Source organism: Candidatus Eisenbacteria bacterium (genome assembly GCA_030017955.1).
Taxonomy (GTDB): Bacteria; Eisenbacteria; RBG-16-71-46; order JASEGR01; family JASEGR01; genus JASEGR01.
Genome location: JASEGR010000022.1, coordinates 23,519 through 40,295, shown reverse-complemented (window position 1 = coordinate 40,295; position 16,777 = coordinate 23,519). Strand labels below are relative to the sequence as shown.

At 53.5% G+C, this 16,777-nt stretch carries 10 protein-coding genes and 1 tRNA gene; 8 read left to right on the top strand and 3 right to left on the bottom strand.

The features are described 5' to 3' along the window. Nucleotides 1-258 precede the first annotated feature (258 nt). Nucleotides 259-333 (top strand) — tRNA-Glu (locus QME66_05215). A 93-nt stretch (nt 334-426) separates the two neighbouring features. Here QME66_05215 and QME66_05210 read toward each other — a convergent pair. Both QME66_05210 and QME66_05205 read right to left on the bottom strand, forming a co-directional pair. Then, nucleotides 427-750 (bottom strand): hypothetical protein, encoded by a 324-nt coding sequence (locus QME66_05210; GenBank protein ID MDI6808364.1) that lies wholly within the window; start codon nt 748-750, stop codon nt 427-429. Nucleotides 751-939: 189 nt separating this feature from the next. Continuing rightward, on the bottom strand, nt 940-1,182 hold the full coding sequence (locus QME66_05205) for a histidine kinase dimerization/phospho-acceptor domain-containing protein (protein MDI6808363.1): 243 nt from the start codon (nt 1,180-1,182) through the stop codon (nt 940-942). Between the two features lie 119 nt (nt 1,183-1,301). Between QME66_05205 and QME66_05200 the strand changes: the two genes are divergently transcribed. The 3 genes from QME66_05200 to QME66_05190 all read left to right on the top strand — a co-directional run bounded on the left by QME66_05200 (nt 1,302) and on the right by QME66_05190 (nt 8,058). Then, nucleotides 1,302-3,767: an ATP-binding protein gene (locus QME66_05200; GenBank protein ID MDI6808362.1), complete on the top strand. Its 2,466-nt coding sequence runs from the start codon at nt 1,302-1,304 to the stop codon at nt 3,765-3,767. A gap of 63 nt (nt 3,768-3,830) precedes the next feature. Then, nucleotides 3,831-4,742 (top strand): response regulator, encoded by a 912-nt coding sequence (locus QME66_05195; GenBank protein ID MDI6808361.1) that lies wholly within the window; start codon nt 3,831-3,833, stop codon nt 4,740-4,742. A 223-nt stretch (nt 4,743-4,965) separates the two neighbouring features. Continuing rightward, nucleotides 4,966-8,058, top strand: a complete 3,093-nt coding sequence (locus QME66_05190) for a S8 family serine peptidase (protein MDI6808360.1) — start codon at nt 4,966-4,968, stop codon at nt 8,056-8,058. 102 nt (nt 8,059-8,160) lie between these two features. Here QME66_05190 and QME66_05185 read toward each other — a convergent pair whose 3' ends face one another. Next, nucleotides 8,161-8,625, bottom strand: a complete 465-nt coding sequence (locus QME66_05185) for a fibronectin type III domain-containing protein (protein ID MDI6808359.1) — start codon at nt 8,623-8,625, stop codon at nt 8,161-8,163. A 344-nt stretch (nt 8,626-8,969) separates the two neighbouring features. Here QME66_05185 and QME66_05180 point away from each other — a divergent pair, with 344 nt between their 5' ends. The 4 genes from QME66_05180 to wecB are packed head-to-tail and all read left to right on the top strand — an operon-like array spanning nt 8,970 to nt 16,749. Next, a complete protein-coding gene (locus tag QME66_05180) occupies nt 8,970-11,051 on the top strand; it encodes a M23 family metallopeptidase (protein MDI6808358.1) in 2,082 nt (693 codons plus the stop codon). Between the two features lie 2 nt (nt 11,052-11,053). Continuing rightward, complete coding sequence (locus QME66_05175) at nt 11,054-14,521, top strand: DNA polymerase III subunit alpha (protein MDI6808357.1); 3,468 nt, start codon at nt 11,054-11,056, stop codon at nt 14,519-14,521. Further along, on the top strand, nt 14,518-15,507 hold the full coding sequence (locus QME66_05170) for an acetyl-CoA carboxylase carboxyltransferase subunit alpha (GenBank protein MDI6808356.1): 990 nt from the start codon (nt 14,518-14,520) through the stop codon (nt 15,505-15,507). The genes QME66_05175 and QME66_05170 overlap by 4 nt, the downstream gene beginning before the upstream one ends. A 33-nt stretch (nt 15,508-15,540) precedes the next feature. Next, the gene (gene wecB / locus QME66_05165; protein MDI6808355.1) at nt 15,541-16,749 is read left to right on the top strand and encodes a UDP-N-acetylglucosamine 2-epimerase (non-hydrolyzing); all 1,209 of its coding nucleotides are present in this window, start codon (nt 15,541-15,543) and stop codon (nt 16,747-16,749) included. The last annotated feature ends 28 nt before the right edge of the window (nt 16,750-16,777 follow it).

The window sequence follows — 16,777 nt, the reverse complement described above, 5'->3', positions numbered from 1 at the left end:
GTCGGGCTCGACCCCCTAAAACCCCGAGCAGTGCACCGTTCTGGGGCAATGTCAATGTCAACTTATTTATGTTACGGTGCACTAGTTCCATTCGTTTTCTCCCGCGTCTTGGTTTCCTTGACTGCAACCATGCCCTGCGTTAGGATGAAGAGAAGTTGCCTGCAGCAGGCGTTGACGCGGTTGAATCGGCTGTGTGCCGTCCTTGTGGAGCGTCCTGGGCCTTTTCTTGCGGGGCATGCTCCATGTAAATCTCCGGTGGGCGCCATCGTCTAGTGGTTAGGACAGGTGGTTCTCAGCCATCAGACCGGGGTTCGACTCCCCGTGGCGCTACCACAACGAAAATGGGACAGGCACAATTTTCGAAGATTAGAGACGGTCCTTGTCTTCGATTCCTGTTTTCCTCGAATAGGAAAATGGTGCCTGTCCCTATTTCCCCAAATCGGTCAGCGAAATCTCGACCCAGCCTTCATTCTGATCCCATCTGAAGAGCTTCACCTTTTCAATCTTTTCTGTCTCAGAGGAGACATACTCAATCGTGGGCCTGCTGCCAATCCTCTTTGAGAAATGCACCTTTTTCTCCAGGAGCAAGGGCCTCGCTGTTCTCTCGAGCTTCATCTTTCCGGACGCGCCCTCGAAAACAATCGTCTCTACTTTTGTCCTTCCCTGGTCGAAAGACTGAACTTGCTCGTCGATCGTGCCGAATTTGTCGCGTATGTCATCCAGAAGTGAATACCATTTTTCGTCCTTCAACTTCTTTTCCCCTCCGCGTTGTACGTGAAGAAGACATAGACCTTGCGCGATTCCCCGACCGTAATCGCGCCACGCGGCCAGATTTCACATTTATCTTGAGAATATAGCACAAAGGAGAGGTTTGTCAAAGGAACGGAGGACGTCCGGCACGGCGGCTCAACGGGCTGCAGTCACATGAAAGATGGCCGGCTATTCTTTTATCGATGCCCTCAAGGCTTTCAGGATCCCATCTATCCTTATGGCATCAGCCTCCATCCTCCGGAGTTTTTCGACGGTCTTATTGTCAAACGATGACTTTTTCATCAAGAGGAGTTGGGTGTTGCCGATGATGGAAGAGAGGGGATTGTTTATTTCGTGGATGACTGCTCTTAAGGAGGCTGGAAGCGGACCGATGCTCTCTGAAACAGGTGCTTGGCTCAGATCTTCGACCATTTTGTTTCTCCTTTCGCCGTGTTCGCGCAATCGGCAGTTCCTTTTTGCTTGATCGGTCTTTTCCCGGAACTCTTTAGCCTCATTCGTTCCGGTCCGGGTTGAAATTGGAGATGGTCGGCATGAAGAAGTTCAATCTTGGAAAGGTCGGCACAATCGTTGCGCTTAGGTGGATTGAGATTCTCATTCTCATTCTGCTGGCCCTGTATTCTCACAACGGAAGCTTTGGAACAGGAATCACCATACCTGTTCTCCTGGCCGTGTTCGCGATCTCCAACATCGCCCTGAAGTTCGTCTCTAACGAGGAATTCGAGAAGCTGAAGCTCGACTACGCGGTATTCATTCTGGATATCTTGGTCATCTCAGCCGTCGTCCGTTCCTGCAATGCGGTGAAAACCGATCTCTACATCGTGTACTTCTTCGCAATCATGGCTTCGGCGCTTGGAAGAGAGGTAAAGACGAGCGTGGTAATAGGCGTCGTAGCAAGTTGCGTCTACGCTTCAGGTCTTCTCGCAAGCGATGGACTTGAGTCCGTCCTTTCTGACCCGAATCTCCTGCTCAGGATACCTCTTCTTCTGGTTGTCTCGCTTTTCACTGCCTTCCTTGCGAAGGGACACGAGGAAGAGAGGGGAAGACGGGCAAGAGCAGAACTGATCGTGAGCTTTGACAGATCGATAAGAGGGAACATGACGGAAGGTCAGTTTGCAGACCACATTTCGAGATGGGGAAATGAGGAGACCGATCTGGGCAAGATTGGAGTGGCGTTGAAGGACAGGCGAACCGGAGGAATTGAGCTTTCCCGGGGCAGCGCCGGTCTTTTCGCGGGTATCGAGAAATGGCTGGGGAGAGGGGACGTTTCGCCTTTCGAAGAGGCTGACGGAAGGATTGTGGCGCCGATTGTCTTCAAAACAGAGAGGCTCGGATTCCTTGTCAGAATGGCGTCGAGCAGGTTGCGCGATGCGGAGGGGAAAACAAAATTCCTTGCGGCCTTGGCCGATCAGATTGGCGCATCCTTGGTCAACCTCAGGTATGCCAGTGAGGCAAGAGAAAGGGCAAGGGAGCTCAGGACCCTTATGGGCGTCGCAAGAAAAATCTCATCGACCCTCGAACTCAGAGACGTAAGAGAGCTTGTCGAGAGATCGGCAGAGGCACTTGTCAAAGCAGAGGACGCAAGACTTGTGCTTGAAGGAGAAGAGCAAGATGTCAGCGGCACTCTTGCGAGCTACCTTCTCAAGGAAGTGAAGGAGTCCAGAAAGCCAGTCGTTGCAAACAGCATGAAGAGAGATGGCGGTAACGGGACGCTTACGTCACTGCTCGTTGCGCCCGTGAAATCAAGGGAAAGGCTCCGAGCATACCTTGTCGTAACCAGGGGAAGCGGCTCGAAACCGTTTGGTGGAAGGGATATCTTTCTTGCGTCAGGAATCGCCGCCCAGGCGGCGGTTGCCCTCGAGAATGCCGAACTATATGAACGCACGTTGGAGGAGGGGAGACGACTCGGAGAGGCGTGCCTGGACATTCAATTGGAAAAGAACCGATTAGAGACACTTCTTGAGAATATGGTTGAGGTTGTAATCCTGCTGGACGGTTCTGGAAGAGTCGTGAAAACGAACACGGCAGCGACCACTTTGTTTGGGAGAGAACCCGTACGGCAAGGGGCCCTGGCCAGAGAGGCTTTCTCAGGGTCCGGTGAATTGCTCCGTTTCGTTGAGGCCACGCTTTCGAAGCCGATGGTGCGGAAGGAGCGGGTGGAGCTTAACGGTTCCTTCTTCAATGTGAACGCGGTGCCTCTCGTGAGATCCGGCACCTATTCGGGAATGCTTCTTGTCTTTGACGACATCTCCGAGCTGACAAAGGCAAATGAGCTTAAGTCCGAGTTCGTCTCGCAGGTGTCGCATGAACTCAAGACACCTCTGAGCTCGATCATCGGTGCGACGACGCTTCTTGCAGGCGGAAGAGCCGGAGAAGTAACAGCTAAGCAGAAGGAGCTGCTTGGCATCGTGCGGAAGGAATCCGAAGACCTCCTTACTTTGATAAACGAGGTTCTTGATTTGAGAAAGCTGGAGAGCGGACTAGAGATGAACTTCGAGTTCAACTCGATCGGGACCATTGCGGAAGATTGCGTGCGTGGCTTAACACCTTTGGCAGAGGCCAAGGGACTCGAGCTTTCGCTGGACTGCGGTTCAGGGCTCCCGGATGTCTATTGTGACGGAATGAGGATCAGCCAGGTATTCAGGAATATTCTTGGAAATGCAATCAAGTACACACCCGGCGGCGGGAAGGTGACGTGTGATCTTTTTGTTGAACATGGTGAACACGAGGGGGCCGAGGTCAGGGTGAGAGTATCAGACACCGGGCCTGGAATACCGCCCGCAAAACGAGGGATGGTCTTTGAGAAATTCGTAAGGCTCAGGTCCCACGACCAGCCAGAGACGGCAGGCACCGGTCTCGGGCTGACCATCGCAAAGGACATCGTGACCAGACATGGAGGAAAAATTTGGTTTGAGCCGAATCCTTCGGGTGGAAGTATTTTCTGTTTTTCAATTCCTCTGGAGATGAGCAGTTCCGAAATTGCCGCAGCTGTTGAATAAGGAGAAATGTGCGCCGGAAGCCGTGCTGTGAGAGCAGGCGTCTAAGAGCCAAGGGGGGAGAAAATGTCTGGAATGAAGATCCTTGTGGTTGACGATAACCCAAGCCTCCTTGCCATTCTCAAACAGAGTTTTGCCTCGAGGAACTACGAGGTGTTCACTGCAACCAAAGGCGAAGATGCGCTGCTGATTGTCAAAGCTCAGAGGCCGGACATAGTAATCCTTGATGTGATGATGGCAGGGAAGAACGGCTTCGAAGTCTGCAGGGAAATAAAAGAGACGCCGGAACTGAGGGAGACGCCGGTGGTAATGCTAACGGCAAAGTCCCAGGAATCAGATAGGTTCTGGGGACTTGGAGCGGGGGCAGACGAGTACGTACTCAAGCCTTTCGATCCGGTTGCACTCGAGTCTCTCGTTGAAAACATTCTTGATCTGAAGAGAAAAGGCGAGATGCCCAATCCGATCACAAAACTCCCCGGCGCAGAGGCGCTGGAGAAGAACCTCGGGAAGAGGAGGGCCTCAAGGCAGCTTTACGCAGTCGCGACATTGACCTTTGATGAGGAGGCGGAGGGCGTTTTCAAGGCGAAGTATGGTGAAATGAAGTTCGCCGGAGTTCTCAGGCTTACAGCCGGCGTCATCAGGGAAGTAGTTGCCCTCTGCCAGGACAAGGATATCATGGTCGCTCACGTGGGGGATACGGGCTTCTCGAAGTTTATTCTTGTGACCCCACCCGAGATAGCGGAGAAACTCTGTCAGGGAATCGAGAGCGAATTCAAATCATCTGTTGAGTTTGAGTACGACAGGAACGACAGAAAGCAAAAGTTTGTGTCAGGGTTCGGCTCTCAAGGCGAATCGCTCAAGTTCTCGCTTCTTCAGCTCAAGACCGAAATCCGATACTCCGGAGATGGGAAGGGTTCAGGGGTCGAGGGCGAAGGCCGGCTACCTCTGCTGGAAGAGATCAGCGATAGTAAAGACTGAAGACACTGCTATTCCGTTATCTTCAAGCAGGCCTCTTCCTTCTTCCACCAGTTTCCCAAGGCCATGCCCCTTGTCCTTGGGTCTAACCAGGCCGTTCCCTCGTCCAAGAAGGGAGTCCAGAGATTTTCGGAAAGTCGGTTCAAGGACATCTCTGGACCTGCCTGCTGCACGGCCTCAGCCCCGATGTTGCGTCTGGAGACCGAATGGCCGATAATGTAAGAGTATGAGCAAGTTCATCGACAAACTTTTGTTCACTGCGGCAGAGGGCTGGCAGCTCCAAGGCGGGGTTGAAGAAATCATCTGCGGGAAGCGCTGGTCCAGCCTACAAAACCGGTGGCCTGAGAGACGTCGAAGGATGCTTCGGCGTTTTCCGGCCAGCCTTCTCTTCTTTCTTGTGTTTTGCCTGTTTCCTCCCGCCACGCGCGGAGAACCCCTTTACTACGTCGATGGAGAACTGGTCGTCAAGTTCTCAGACAGGTTCCGTGGTATCGACGCGCGGCTCAACAAAGGAGTCTGTGAGACAGGATTTTCCGAGGTCGACCAGGTACTTCACAAGGTTGGGGTTTCGAAAATCGAGAGGGAGTTCAGGAATGCGGAGTTTCTTCCAAGAGGACCCGAGGACCTTTCTCTTTACTTCAAAATCTCTTTTCCAAAGGAGAAAGGACTTCCGGTTGCCGTGGATGAACTCAGGCAAAGTAATGTCTTTGAGAAGATTGAGCCCATCGGAGTTTACGAGGTTTCAATCGTCCCCAACGACCCTCTCTTCTCAACCCAGACGGGCCTCGGGAATACTATGTACAAAGATATTGCTGGAATCTGGGGGTGGGACATCGTCAGGGGAGACACCAGCACCGTTATTGCCATCGTAGATACAGGCGTCGATTGGCTCCACCCCGACCTTTCGCCGGCGATCTGGGTCAACTGGCCTGAGATGAGCGGAACACCCGGTGCGGATGATGACGGGAACGGGTACATAGACGATATCAGAGGATGGGACTGGGTTGACAGCCTTGCAACTGCATGGCCGGGTGAGGACAGTGTGGACTCTGATAGTGACCCGATGGATTTCAACGGCCATGGAACCCACGTCGCCGGAATAGCCGCCGCAGTCACGGACAACGGCGCGGGAATTGCGGGTGCCGGCTGGGGTTCCAGAATAATGGCGCTCAGAGCCGGCTGGTCAGCTTCTTACGCTGGCAATGAAGTTGGACTAGTCAACATGTACTTCTGTGCGCAGGCGATTTACTACGCCGCTGCTATGGGAGCCGGCATAATAAACGCGAGTTGGGATTCCGGAAATGAAGGAGGGATTTCGGCTGCGGTTGACTACGCAGTTTCGAGAGGGGTTCTTGTCGTAGTCGCGGCAGGAAATCACGGCAACACTCTACAGACGTACAACTATCTTTCAACGAGAGGTGATTGTCTGGACGTTGCCGGACTGACCGAGTACGACTGCAAGACGGCCAGCTCAAACTACGGTTCATGGATCGATATTTCGGCACCGGGGCAGAACATCCGGAGCACCCTATATGACCACAACTCTTTGACTCACACTTACGGCTGGAAAAGCGGAACGTCCATGGCTACTGCATTCGTCACCGGAGTCGCCAGTCTCATAAAGTCGGCTCATCCCGGCTTGAACGGAAGCCAGATTGCAGCTCGCATAGGGGAAACGGCAGATGACCTCGGGGACCCGCAGGTTTGCCAAAGAACTGGCCTCGGCTCCGGAAGGGTCAACGCATACTCGGCTCTAAGAGTCGGAACCGGCTACTGGAAGGCTAGAACGAGAGGAATGATTGAGTCATCTCCGGCCATTTGCGATCTCGACAAGGACGGGATGCCGGAGGTCGGAATCGGCAGCAATGATTCCATGTGCTACGTTTACTCGTCATCCGGATCTCTCAAGCCGGGATGGCCGGTGGCGGTAAGCGGGATGGTGAAATCTTCCCCGTCCATCGCCGACATCGATGGTGATTCGTATCCTGACATCGTCTTCGGAACAAGCGATGGGAAGATCAACGCCCTGAACAATGCAGGAATTCCCTGCCAGGGCTGGCCCGTGACGGTCGGAGGGAGTGTCGGTGGATCGGCTGTTCTTGCGGACATCGGCACTGATTCTATTCCTGAGATTATCGTTTGTGCAGGCGAATCGGTTTACGTTTTCAACAGGGATGGGACTCTGGTCCCTGGCTGGCCTATAGGCGCGGGTAGTGTTATAGGCGGAACCCCCTCCGTTGGGGACATTGACGGGGACGGCATTCCGGAAATAGTCTTCGGTGGAAGTGACGGATTCGTTCGTGCTTTGAAGTCAAACGGGAGTTCATCTCCGGGATGGCCGCAGGCAACCTCTGATTCTGTCATCGCATCGACGTGTCTTGCCGATATCAGCCGGGATAGTCTCCTTGACATAATCGCAGTTTCGGCTGACAGCCTGGTGTATGTGTGGGACCATAACGGATCTCTCCTTCCTGGCTGGCCTCAGAGCGCGGGACGCGGGCTCTACTCGTCGCCGGCAGTCTCAGATGTGGATAGAGACGGAGACCTTGAGATCGTCGTTGGTTCTTCGGATCGCAAGCTCTACTGTTTCAGAAAGGATGGCAGCGTCTGCCAGGGCTGGCCCGTCGCTCTCGGGGGACAGATCAAGTCCTCACCTGCAATTCTTGATATCAATGGAGATGGCAAGTGCGAAATATTCGTGGGGTGCAGTGACTGGCGGCTCTATGCATTTGGGTTCGACGGTACACCTCTCAAGGGATGGCCCAAGGGCGGGAGGGGAGAAATAGTGTCCTCACCTTCAATTGCCGACCTGAACGGAGACGGCGTTGCGCAGATTGTGGCAGGTTCGCTCGACAAGGAAGTTTATGTCTATGACGCTGGCGACGGAAACTTTTCATTCTCTTGCGGCGACTGGCCGACCTTCCATCAGAACCCGGCAAGAACAGGTGTCTATCCGATCGGAGCTCCTTCCCGGGTTTCTGAGCCGAAGACCAGAGAAGGAGATTCCCGCGATCTCTCTCTGGAACTCCTTGGTGCAAATCCAAATCCATTCTCAAACGGTACGACGGTGAGGGTTCTGCTCCGTCCGGGCGCGGGACAGGATGGCGGCGCCGGAAGGAAGACGCTAATCACCATCACTATCTTTGATGTGAAAGGGAAGAGAGTAAGAATGCTGGAGGCCTCGGCGAGTGGGACTGGGATGAAGGGGATCTGGTGGGATGGAAAAGATTCAAGAGGAAGGGCGCTTCCATCCGGTGTCTATTTTATCTCAGTCGATGGCACGGAATTGCCTTCGAAGAAAACAGTGCTTCTGAGATAGCAGGGCCGACGAAGGATTGGTATATTGAAAAGGGGGTGGGTCTTCACGACCTCACCCCCTTTTTCCGCCCGGATGGAGTTACTCTCGGGTCACGGGCTACACTTAAGGACGTTCTAGCTGCGGATCATCAACGTCTGGAGAATCCCCAGGATCTCCAGGCGCCGGATACGGGCTCGCCACGATTGGACGCGACAGCCTGCTCTCATTGCCTGACCGGTCCACCGCGCTTACTCTGACATAGTAAGTGACGCCAGACAGTATTCCCGGCTCGGTGAAGTTGGTCACCGTGACTGGAGTCGTATTCAGTTTGATATAGGTCTCGTCAGTTTCCGGCGCAGGGTCATACCAGTACACATTGTAGCCAACCACATCCGATTCACTGTTTGGCGCCCAGGATACCTTCAGCTTGTCCATCCGGATGTAAGCTGCAGCTCCAGTGGGAGCGGCCGGAGCGACCAGATCTTCTGTGTCGGTAGGAGCGGGAGTTACAGGTGTATCGTTCCCGCAGCCTGCACCCATGAGAGTCACAGCGAGAAGAACGATGAGTAAAAGACCTGCCCTTGTCATAAAGAACCCTCCTTTGAATCCTGCGAACCTTCTCCGTTTCCCCATCTAGCTTCACGTAATGAGGTCATGCTAGCTAGCTTCACAGAGTAGATTTGGCAAGAACTATACCAGAGCCTGCTTGGAGAAACGGACGATTGAGCCGAATGCTACATCCCTTTTGACACTAGAGGATTGCGGTTCATCCGGGTGCGGGCTTGGCATTCAATCCCCCGGCAAAATCGTGATTAGTTGCGGCCCGTCTTAAAGCAGGATGCACACGAATCTTGCAAATTGCATGAAATTGACATCGCAAGAAGCGTGGTGCTAGGTTCTCCGGAGATGAAAGGAATGTCCCTCGAGCAAAAATGAACGGTTTCCCGACACTGATCAGAGCTGTTCGTGCGCACGCCGCGGCAACCGGAACGGCAATCCTTGCTTTTCTGGTCATGGCAACTCCTTTTCCGGCTCTTGCAGGGTACAAAAATCCGTTGGCGGGCGAGATGTTAATGACATCAACATTCGGGGAGTTCAGGGGCGATCACTACCATGCGGGTATTGACCTTTCGACAGGGGGTGTTATTGGAGAACCTGTCTTTGCAGTTGCATCGGGCAGCCTTCTCAGAGTAAGGGCCTCAGGAGTAGGATATGGGAAAGCGGTCTATGAGCGCATCGATGACGGAAGAGTGGTGGTCTACGCCCACCTTGATACGTTCTGCGACAAAGTCTCCGAGTATGTTGAGGCATACCAGGAGAGTCTCTCCGTCTACGAAGTTGACCTCTTTCCAGAGCCCGGGAAAATCAGATTCGAAGAAGGCGAGCTTATCGGAATTTCGGGGGACAGCGGCACACGTGCGCCCCATCTTCACCTGGAAATAAGAGACGAAGACATTGCCGTCAATCCTCTCACGCACGGATTCCAGGCACAGGACATGGAACCGCCTCAGATCAGTTCAATCACATTCCTGCCGCTCGACTGCGGCTCAACGGCGAATGGAGAGCATTTCCCGCTGACAGTCGGGCTTGGCTACGACACCGACAGGATGGCGTTCACGGCAAAAGACACCGTTGATCTTTGGGGGAGGTTCTCGGTGGAAGCCAGAGTGGTGGACCGAACCGGGACGTCGGCTGGCCTGCTGGCCCCGTATCAGGCTGCCCTCTGCATTGACGGGACGCAACTCTATAATCTGCGTTTTGAAGCAATTCCCTACGGAATGATGGGGGAAGTCAACACCACGTATCAAGCCGCACGCACGTCCGACTCAGTCTCTCAGAAGATTTCGTTCAGAAGGTATCCGGGAACAAGCAGCATACTGACTGAGAACGAAGAAGACGCCGGAGTGATTGTCTGCGGGATCGAGCCGGGAAAAGTTGACGGGAGCTTCTTTCTGCCTCCGGGTGAACATTGTCTGAGTCTTTGGGCAGAGGATGTTTCGCAGAACGCAAGTGAGGCCGTTGTGTCGTTTTCCGTCGCAGTGCCTGCCGGAAAAAGTCTCCAGCCAGGAGACAATCCAGGAAGGAACTGGGGACCGCTTCGAGTATCGTCCTCGGTCAGGTACTATAGGCATTGCGTCGGAATCGAAGTTCAATCGTCAAGGACTCTCAGGGCAGTCAAGTCAATCGAATTCTCCGGGCACGCTGCTGAAGCGCCTCCGATCGAATATTCTCCGACACCTGGCGGAATCGAGCTTTTTCTTGACTATGACTCGGCCATCGGAACAACGGATGTGGTCCTCCGTCTTGAAGACATCTTCGGGGAAGAAGTGATCCACTCCGTTCCCCTGAGATTCAGAATGGCTGAGAGAGGGAGAAGCGGCACGGTCTGCGACCCGGAGAGCCTTGTGAATTTTGCGTACACGGGCGGAACTTTCTACACGAGTGAGCCGGTTGCGGTTTTCAAAAATTATGTGAAGGATGAGATCAATGGACTTCGGACCGTGAGCCCCGTGTTTGGATTCAGGCCGCTTGAGATACCCTTTGACGGGAAGGGAATCTTGAGTATAAGCTTCCCGGAGACGCTGACCAGGGTTGAGCAAATAGGAATCTACGCCGTTGGGCCGGGGGGATTTGGGTATGTTGGCGGACGGATGGATGATTCCTGCCGTTGGATGAGGGCAGAGATACGCGGGTTCTCTGACTATGCTCTTCTCAGAGATAACCTACCGCCAGTTGTCCTAATAAACAAGCCAATAATCAAGGACGAAGGCAGCAGAGCATATCTCTTGCTTACAATAGGAGTGATCGAGGAGGGATCGGGAATTAGTGCTTCAGGTGTTGATGTTTTCATAGATGGAAGGAAGATAGTCAGCGAATGGGCTCCGGATAAGAACGAGATAAGAGTGAGGATGAAGAATCCAACCTTGGGGAAGAAAATGGAAGTCAGAGTCGTCGTGAGGGACAGGGCAGGGAACGAGCGAACCAGCTCTTCTCTCTTGAAAGTTGGGGAGTGAAGATGCAGCACTGCGATTTTGTTCATCTTCATAACCACACTGAGTACAGTCTGCTTGACGGTGCTCTGAGAATAGACGATGCGGTCAGAGTCGCAAAGCAATACAGAATGCCCGCGCTTGCCCTGACGGACCACGGGAACATGTTTGGCGCTGTCGAGTTCTACAACAAGGCGATCAAGGCCGGAATAAAACCGATAATCGGAATCGAAGCCTATGTTGCAAAAGGAAAGATGTCGGAAAAAGCGAAGGCAACCGCCGGTCAGAATCACCTCATACTCCTTGCGGAGAATCTCGAGGGATATCAAAACCTGATGAAACTGGCCAGCGTGGCCTATCTCGAAGGATTCTACTACTCGCCCAGGATTGACAAGGAAGTTCTCGGGAAGTATTCCGGAGGAATAATGGCCCTCTCGTCGTGCATTAAGGGGGAGATCCCGGAGCTGATCCTGAGAGGTGAAATGGAAGCTGCGACGGCGATGACATCGCTCTATTCGGACATATTCGGCAAAGGAAAGTTCTACCTTGAAGTTCAGAATCACGGAATCAAGGAGGAAGACGAGGCCATAAGAGGAATCCTTGAGATAGCCGGGCGAACCGGGCTCCCTGTTGTCGCAACAAACGATTGTCACTATCTGCGGAGAGAAGACGCCGAGGCTCACGACATACTCCTCTGTATCCAGACGGGGAAGGCGGTTGAAGACAGGTCCAGGCTCCGGTTCAACACGGAGGAGGTGTACTTCAAACCGCCGGAGGAAATGAAGGAGAGATTCAGGGAATTGCCGGAAGCTTACGGAAGGACAATCGAGGTGGCCGAGAAATGCAATCTGGAGCTTAAGTTCGGGAGGCCCCAACTTCCGATGTATCCTCTTCCCGCAAGTTACTCAACGCACGAGGACTGCCTTCGTGATGTTGCGAAGGCCGGCATGGCGATGCGTTTCCCCCAGGCGTCAGGTGAGATTGAGGAAAGAGTCGAGTTTGAACTCAAGACTATTTGTGAAATGGGGTTTGCGAGTTATTTTCTTGTCGTGAGGGACTTCATTGACAGGGCCCGCAGAGAGGGCATAGCTGTCGGTCCCGGAAGGGGCTCTGCGGCAGGCAGTCTGGTGGCGTACTGTCTGGGAATAACGGACGTGGATCCTCTGAAATTCGGACTTCTCTTTGAGAGATTTCTTAATCCAGAGAGAGTGACCATGCCCGACATCGACATCGACTTCGATGACGAGAGGCGTCCCGAGATCATAAACTATGTCATCGAGAAGTACGGGGCAGAGTCGGTTGCGCAGGTGATTACTTTTGGAACGCTGAAGGCGAGAGCCGTGGTCCGGGATGTCGGGAGGGCGCTCAGCCTGCCGTATTCGGAAGTGGACAGAATCGCAAAGCTAATCCCGTTTGACCTTGGCATCACTCTTGATGAAGCAACAGAAACAGTCCCTGCGCTCAAGGCACTCGAGGATGGGAACGACACCATGAAGAAGCTTCTGAGGTGCGCAAAGACCCTTGAGGGCCTTCCGCGGCACGCATCGACGCATGCGGCAGGTGTCGTCATTGCACCCGGGAAACTCACCGACCATGTGCCGCTCTTCAAGTCCGGTAAGGACGAAGTGACGACGCAGTATGACATGAAGTCGCTCGAGAAAATCGGACTTTTCAAGATGGATTTCCTGGGCTTGAGGACGCTCACCGTGATTGGACGGACGGTTTCTCTCGTAAGGGAGTCGCTGGGGACAGATCTTGATCTTGATGGGCTTGGTCTCAACGACAGGAAAACGTTCGAACTTCTCAAGAAAGGCAATACTGTCGGTGTGTTCCAGCTGGAAAGTCCAGGGATGCGTGATTTGCTGAGGAAGCTCCGGTGCGACTGTTTTGAGGACATTGTGGCCGTTAATGCACTCTACAGGCCTGGTCCGTTGAGCGGAGCAAAGATAGACGACTTCATTGAGAGGAAGTTGAAGAGGAAGAAAACGGTCTATGAGCATCCTCTTCTTGAACCAATTCTCAAAGATACGTACGGGGTCATCCTTTACCAGGAACAAGTGATCAGGATCGCGAACGAGCTTGCCGGTTTCAGCCTTGGCAAGGCAGACATACTCCGGTACGCGATGGGCAAGAAGCGGCAGGAAGAAATGGAGACCCAGGAAAAAGCGTTCATCGACGGGGCAAAAGGGAGAGGTATTCCTGAAGCCACTGCAAGAAGGATATTCGATCTGATGGCCCACTTCGCCGGATACGGTTTCAACAAGTCTCACGCCGTTGCTTATGCTCTTCTCTCGTACAGAACGGCTTTTCTGAAAGCCCACTATCCGGCGCAGTTCATGGCTGCCCTTTTGACGAGCGAAATGGACAGCTCAGACCGGATAATGCTCCTCATCGACGAAGCTAGGAGAATGGGAATAAAGATCCTTCCCCCTGACATAAACAGGAGTTTGGGAACGTTCACGCTCGAAGAGGGCGGGGTAAGGTTCGGGTTGGGCGCGACCAAGAACGTGGGTCTGTCATCGGTCAAGAGCATGGTCGATGCGAGGGCGAAAGATGGGAATTTCACCGGTCTCTCTGATTTCCTGAGAAGGATTGACTTGAGGTCGGCGAATAGAAGGGTTGTTGAAAGCCTGCTCTGGGCCGGCGCTTTTGACTGCTTCGGACTGGGGAGGGGCAAGCTTGAGGCACTTCTTCCCGAGGCCTACCAAAGAGCGCAGGGCAGCCAAAAGGAAGGGACAAAACTTCAGGCATCGCTGTTTGTGGAGAAGAACGGGGAAGGCGGTTCGGACGAAGTAGAGGGAGCACGGGAATGGTCAAGGGCCACTCTTCTTGCAAAGGAGAAGGAGGCGCTCGGATTCTATCTGACTGAGCACCCGCTTGCTCCATTTGAAGAAGAAATTGAGATAGCGATGACTTCGAAAATCGTATCGCTCAAAGAACTTCCCGACGGTCAGGAGGTAAGCGTCGTGGGTGTGGTGGGCGCTGTCAAGACAACAACTGACAGGAAAGGCAAGAGGATGGCCTTCCTCACGCTCGAAGATCTGACCGGGTCCATAGAGTGCATACTATTCTCTGATGTGTACGAGAAGTCCAAGAATGCGCTGGTGTCAGATTCCGTGCTTCTCGTCAGAGGGCGGACAAGCACAAGAGAAGAGGAGGAGTCAAAGCTCCTTGTCTCGGACGTGGTATCATGGGAGTCATTCAGGAAGAAACTTCTCGGCACCCTTCATATTGAAATTGTCCCGGAAGAGGTCTCAAAAGACTCCCTCTCGCGAACGCGGAAGATACTCGAAACCTATCCGGGGAATTGCGAAGTCCTCTTCCATGTTCAGATTGAAAGCGGAAACAAAGTCTCGGTGCTTGGCAAGTCGACGAAAGTCGAGATAACATCCGAGCTTCTAGAGTCATTGAGAGCTGTTCTTGGAAATGGCAGAGTGCGGCTCGGAAATGGCGGAGAACCTTCCGGCAATCCGGAGGCAAAAAGGAACAGATGAACGGCACATGGCTTGATTTCGAGAAACCGATTGTTGAGCTTGAACGGAAGATCCAGGATTTGAAGGAATTTGCCTCCGAGGAGAACATCGAGGTCAAAGAAGAAGTTATCAGACTTGAAAAAAGGGCAGAGAGACTTAAGAAAGAGATCTACTCCAAGCTCAACACGTGGCAAAGGGTACAGCTTGCCCGCCACCCCCGAAGGCCATATTCACTCGACTATATCAGGCTCATCACCAGCGATTTTGTTGAAATCCATGGTGACAGGAATTTCGCCGACGACAAGGCAATCATTACCGGCCTTGCAAGGATAGATACGACTCCAATCGTTGTCATCGGGCAGCAGAAGGGAAGAAACACGAAGGATAACCTGTACCGGAACTTCGGCATGCCGCATCCCGAGGGATACAGGAAGGCGCTGAGGGCGATGCACCTCGCTGCCAAGTTCAGGAGACCGATAGTGAGTCTCGTTGATACTCCCGGCGCGTATCCCGGTATCGGTGCTGAGGAAAGAGGTCAGAGTGAAGCCATAGCCAGAAACCTAAAGGAAATGGCCACTCTTCCGGTGCCATTCATCGCAGTTGTGATCGGAGAGGGCGGGAGCGGCGGGGCGCTGGCGATTGCAGTCGGGAATGTTGTGCTCATGCTTGAGAATGCAATCTATTCTGTTATTTCGCCCGAGGGCTGCGCTGCAATACTCTGGAGCGACAGGGCGAAAGCATCCCAGGCGGCAGAGGCAATGAAAGTCACGGCCCAGGACATCAAATCCCTGGGAGTGATCGATGAGATAATACCCGAGCCGTTGGGTGGGGCGCACAGGGATGTCGAGTGGACGGCGCTCCAGGTGAAGGGGGCGATCTTGAGGCATCTTTCACTCCTTTCCGAGCTCCCGGCTGAAGAGCTCATAAGAAGAAGATGTGCAAAATACAGGGAGATGGGTGTACATACCGATGGCCCGGAAGTATTGGAGAAGCATGCTGCGGATTAGCATTGACGATCACTTGAGGAAGGACACGCCGGCATGAAAGTCTTCATGGTATTCGGAACCCGCCCCGAAGCCATCAAGATGGCCCCTGTTGTGAGGGCGATTGATGGGGCAGACGGGCTGGATGGTGTTGTTTGCGTTACTGCACAGCACAGGGAGATGCTTGCCCAGGTGCTCAAGGTGTTTGACATTACTCCACAGTACGATCTGGATATCATGACAGAGGGGCAGGACCTTTTTGATATTACGACCAAATCATTGTCGGGATTGCGAAATATTCTGGGAATGGAGGAGCCGGAGATCGTACTTGTGCAGGGAGATACGACAACCGCCTTTGCAGCTTCCCTTGCGGCATACTACTCCAAGATAGCCGTCGGTCACGTGGAGGCAGGCTTAAGGACATACGATAAACTCAGCCCGTTTCCGGAAGAAGGGATGAGGCACCTGATAGGCGTTCTGGCAGACTATCATTTCGCCCCGACCAAGCGTGCGATGTCCAATCTTCTCAAGGAAGGAGTCTCAAAGGAAAACATCTGGCTTACCGGAAACACTGTGGTTGACGCCTTGTTTCACGTAAGAGGAAGGCAGGATGCCTCCGGTTCCGGAGCCGAGTGGGAGAGATACTTTGAAGAGAAATGGAATCTTTCTTGTCCTTCCCGCTTTGGCGATGACGGGGGCAGGCTTGTCCTGGTCACAGGACACAGAAGGGAGAGCTTTGGAGAGGGATTTGAGAATATCTGCATGGCTCTGAAGGAAATTGCCGAGCGCAGGAGGAACGTATCCATAGTCTACCCGGTCCATCTGAATCCCAATGTTCAGGGTCCTGTCAGGCGCATTCTCGGCGGACAGCCCAACATCTATCTCATAGACCCTCTGGACTATGAACCATTTGTCTACTTGATGAGCCGGTGCTACCTTGTCCTCACCGATTCCGGCGGCATTCAAGAGGAGGCGCCGTCCATTGGAAAACCAGTGCTGGTCATGAGACAGAAAACTGAGAGGCCGGAGGGCGTGGAAGCCGGCACCGTGAAACTGGTTGGCACCGACAAAGAGAAGATAGTGAAAGAAACTTTCCGGCTGTTCGATGATGCATCGCTCTACGAAAGGATGTCGACTGCAGTGAATCCTTATGGTGACGGGAGGGCGGCGGAGAGGATAGTTGAGGTTCTGGAGGAGAGGGTACTGGAGGATCTGAGATCCGGGGCCGAGAGGCCCGCCAGAGACCGGACGAAGCTCGGCGTGTGAGAATGGCGATCCGGTCCTATCAGGAGAG

What these genes read in the sequence shown, in the direction of transcription:
- QME66_05205 (MDI6808363.1), bottom strand. Translation starts at nt 1,182, where the DNA reads ATGGTCGAAGATCTGAGCCAAGCACCTGTTTCAGAGAGCATCGGTCCG.
- QME66_05200 (MDI6808362.1), top strand. Translation starts at nt 1,302, where the DNA reads ATGAAGAAGTTCAATCTTGGAAAGGTCGGCACAATCGTTGCGCTTAGG.
- QME66_05195 (MDI6808361.1), top strand. Translation starts at nt 3,831, where the DNA reads ATGTCTGGAATGAAGATCCTTGTGGTTGACGATAACCCAAGCCTCCTT.
- QME66_05190 (MDI6808360.1), top strand. Translation starts at nt 4,966, where the DNA reads ATGAGCAAGTTCATCGACAAACTTTTGTTCACTGCGGCAGAGGGCTGG.
- QME66_05185 (MDI6808359.1), bottom strand. Translation starts at nt 8,625, where the DNA reads ATGACAAGGGCAGGTCTTTTACTCATCGTTCTTCTCGCTGTGACTCTC.
- QME66_05180 (MDI6808358.1), top strand. Translation starts at nt 8,970, where the DNA reads ATGAACGGTTTCCCGACACTGATCAGAGCTGTTCGTGCGCACGCCGCG.
- QME66_05175 (MDI6808357.1), top strand. Translation starts at nt 11,054, where the DNA reads ATGCAGCACTGCGATTTTGTTCATCTTCATAACCACACTGAGTACAGT.
- QME66_05170 (MDI6808356.1), top strand. Translation starts at nt 14,518, where the DNA reads ATGAACGGCACATGGCTTGATTTCGAGAAACCGATTGTTGAGCTTGAA.
- wecB (MDI6808355.1), top strand. Translation starts at nt 15,541, where the DNA reads ATGAAAGTCTTCATGGTATTCGGAACCCGCCCCGAAGCCATCAAGATG.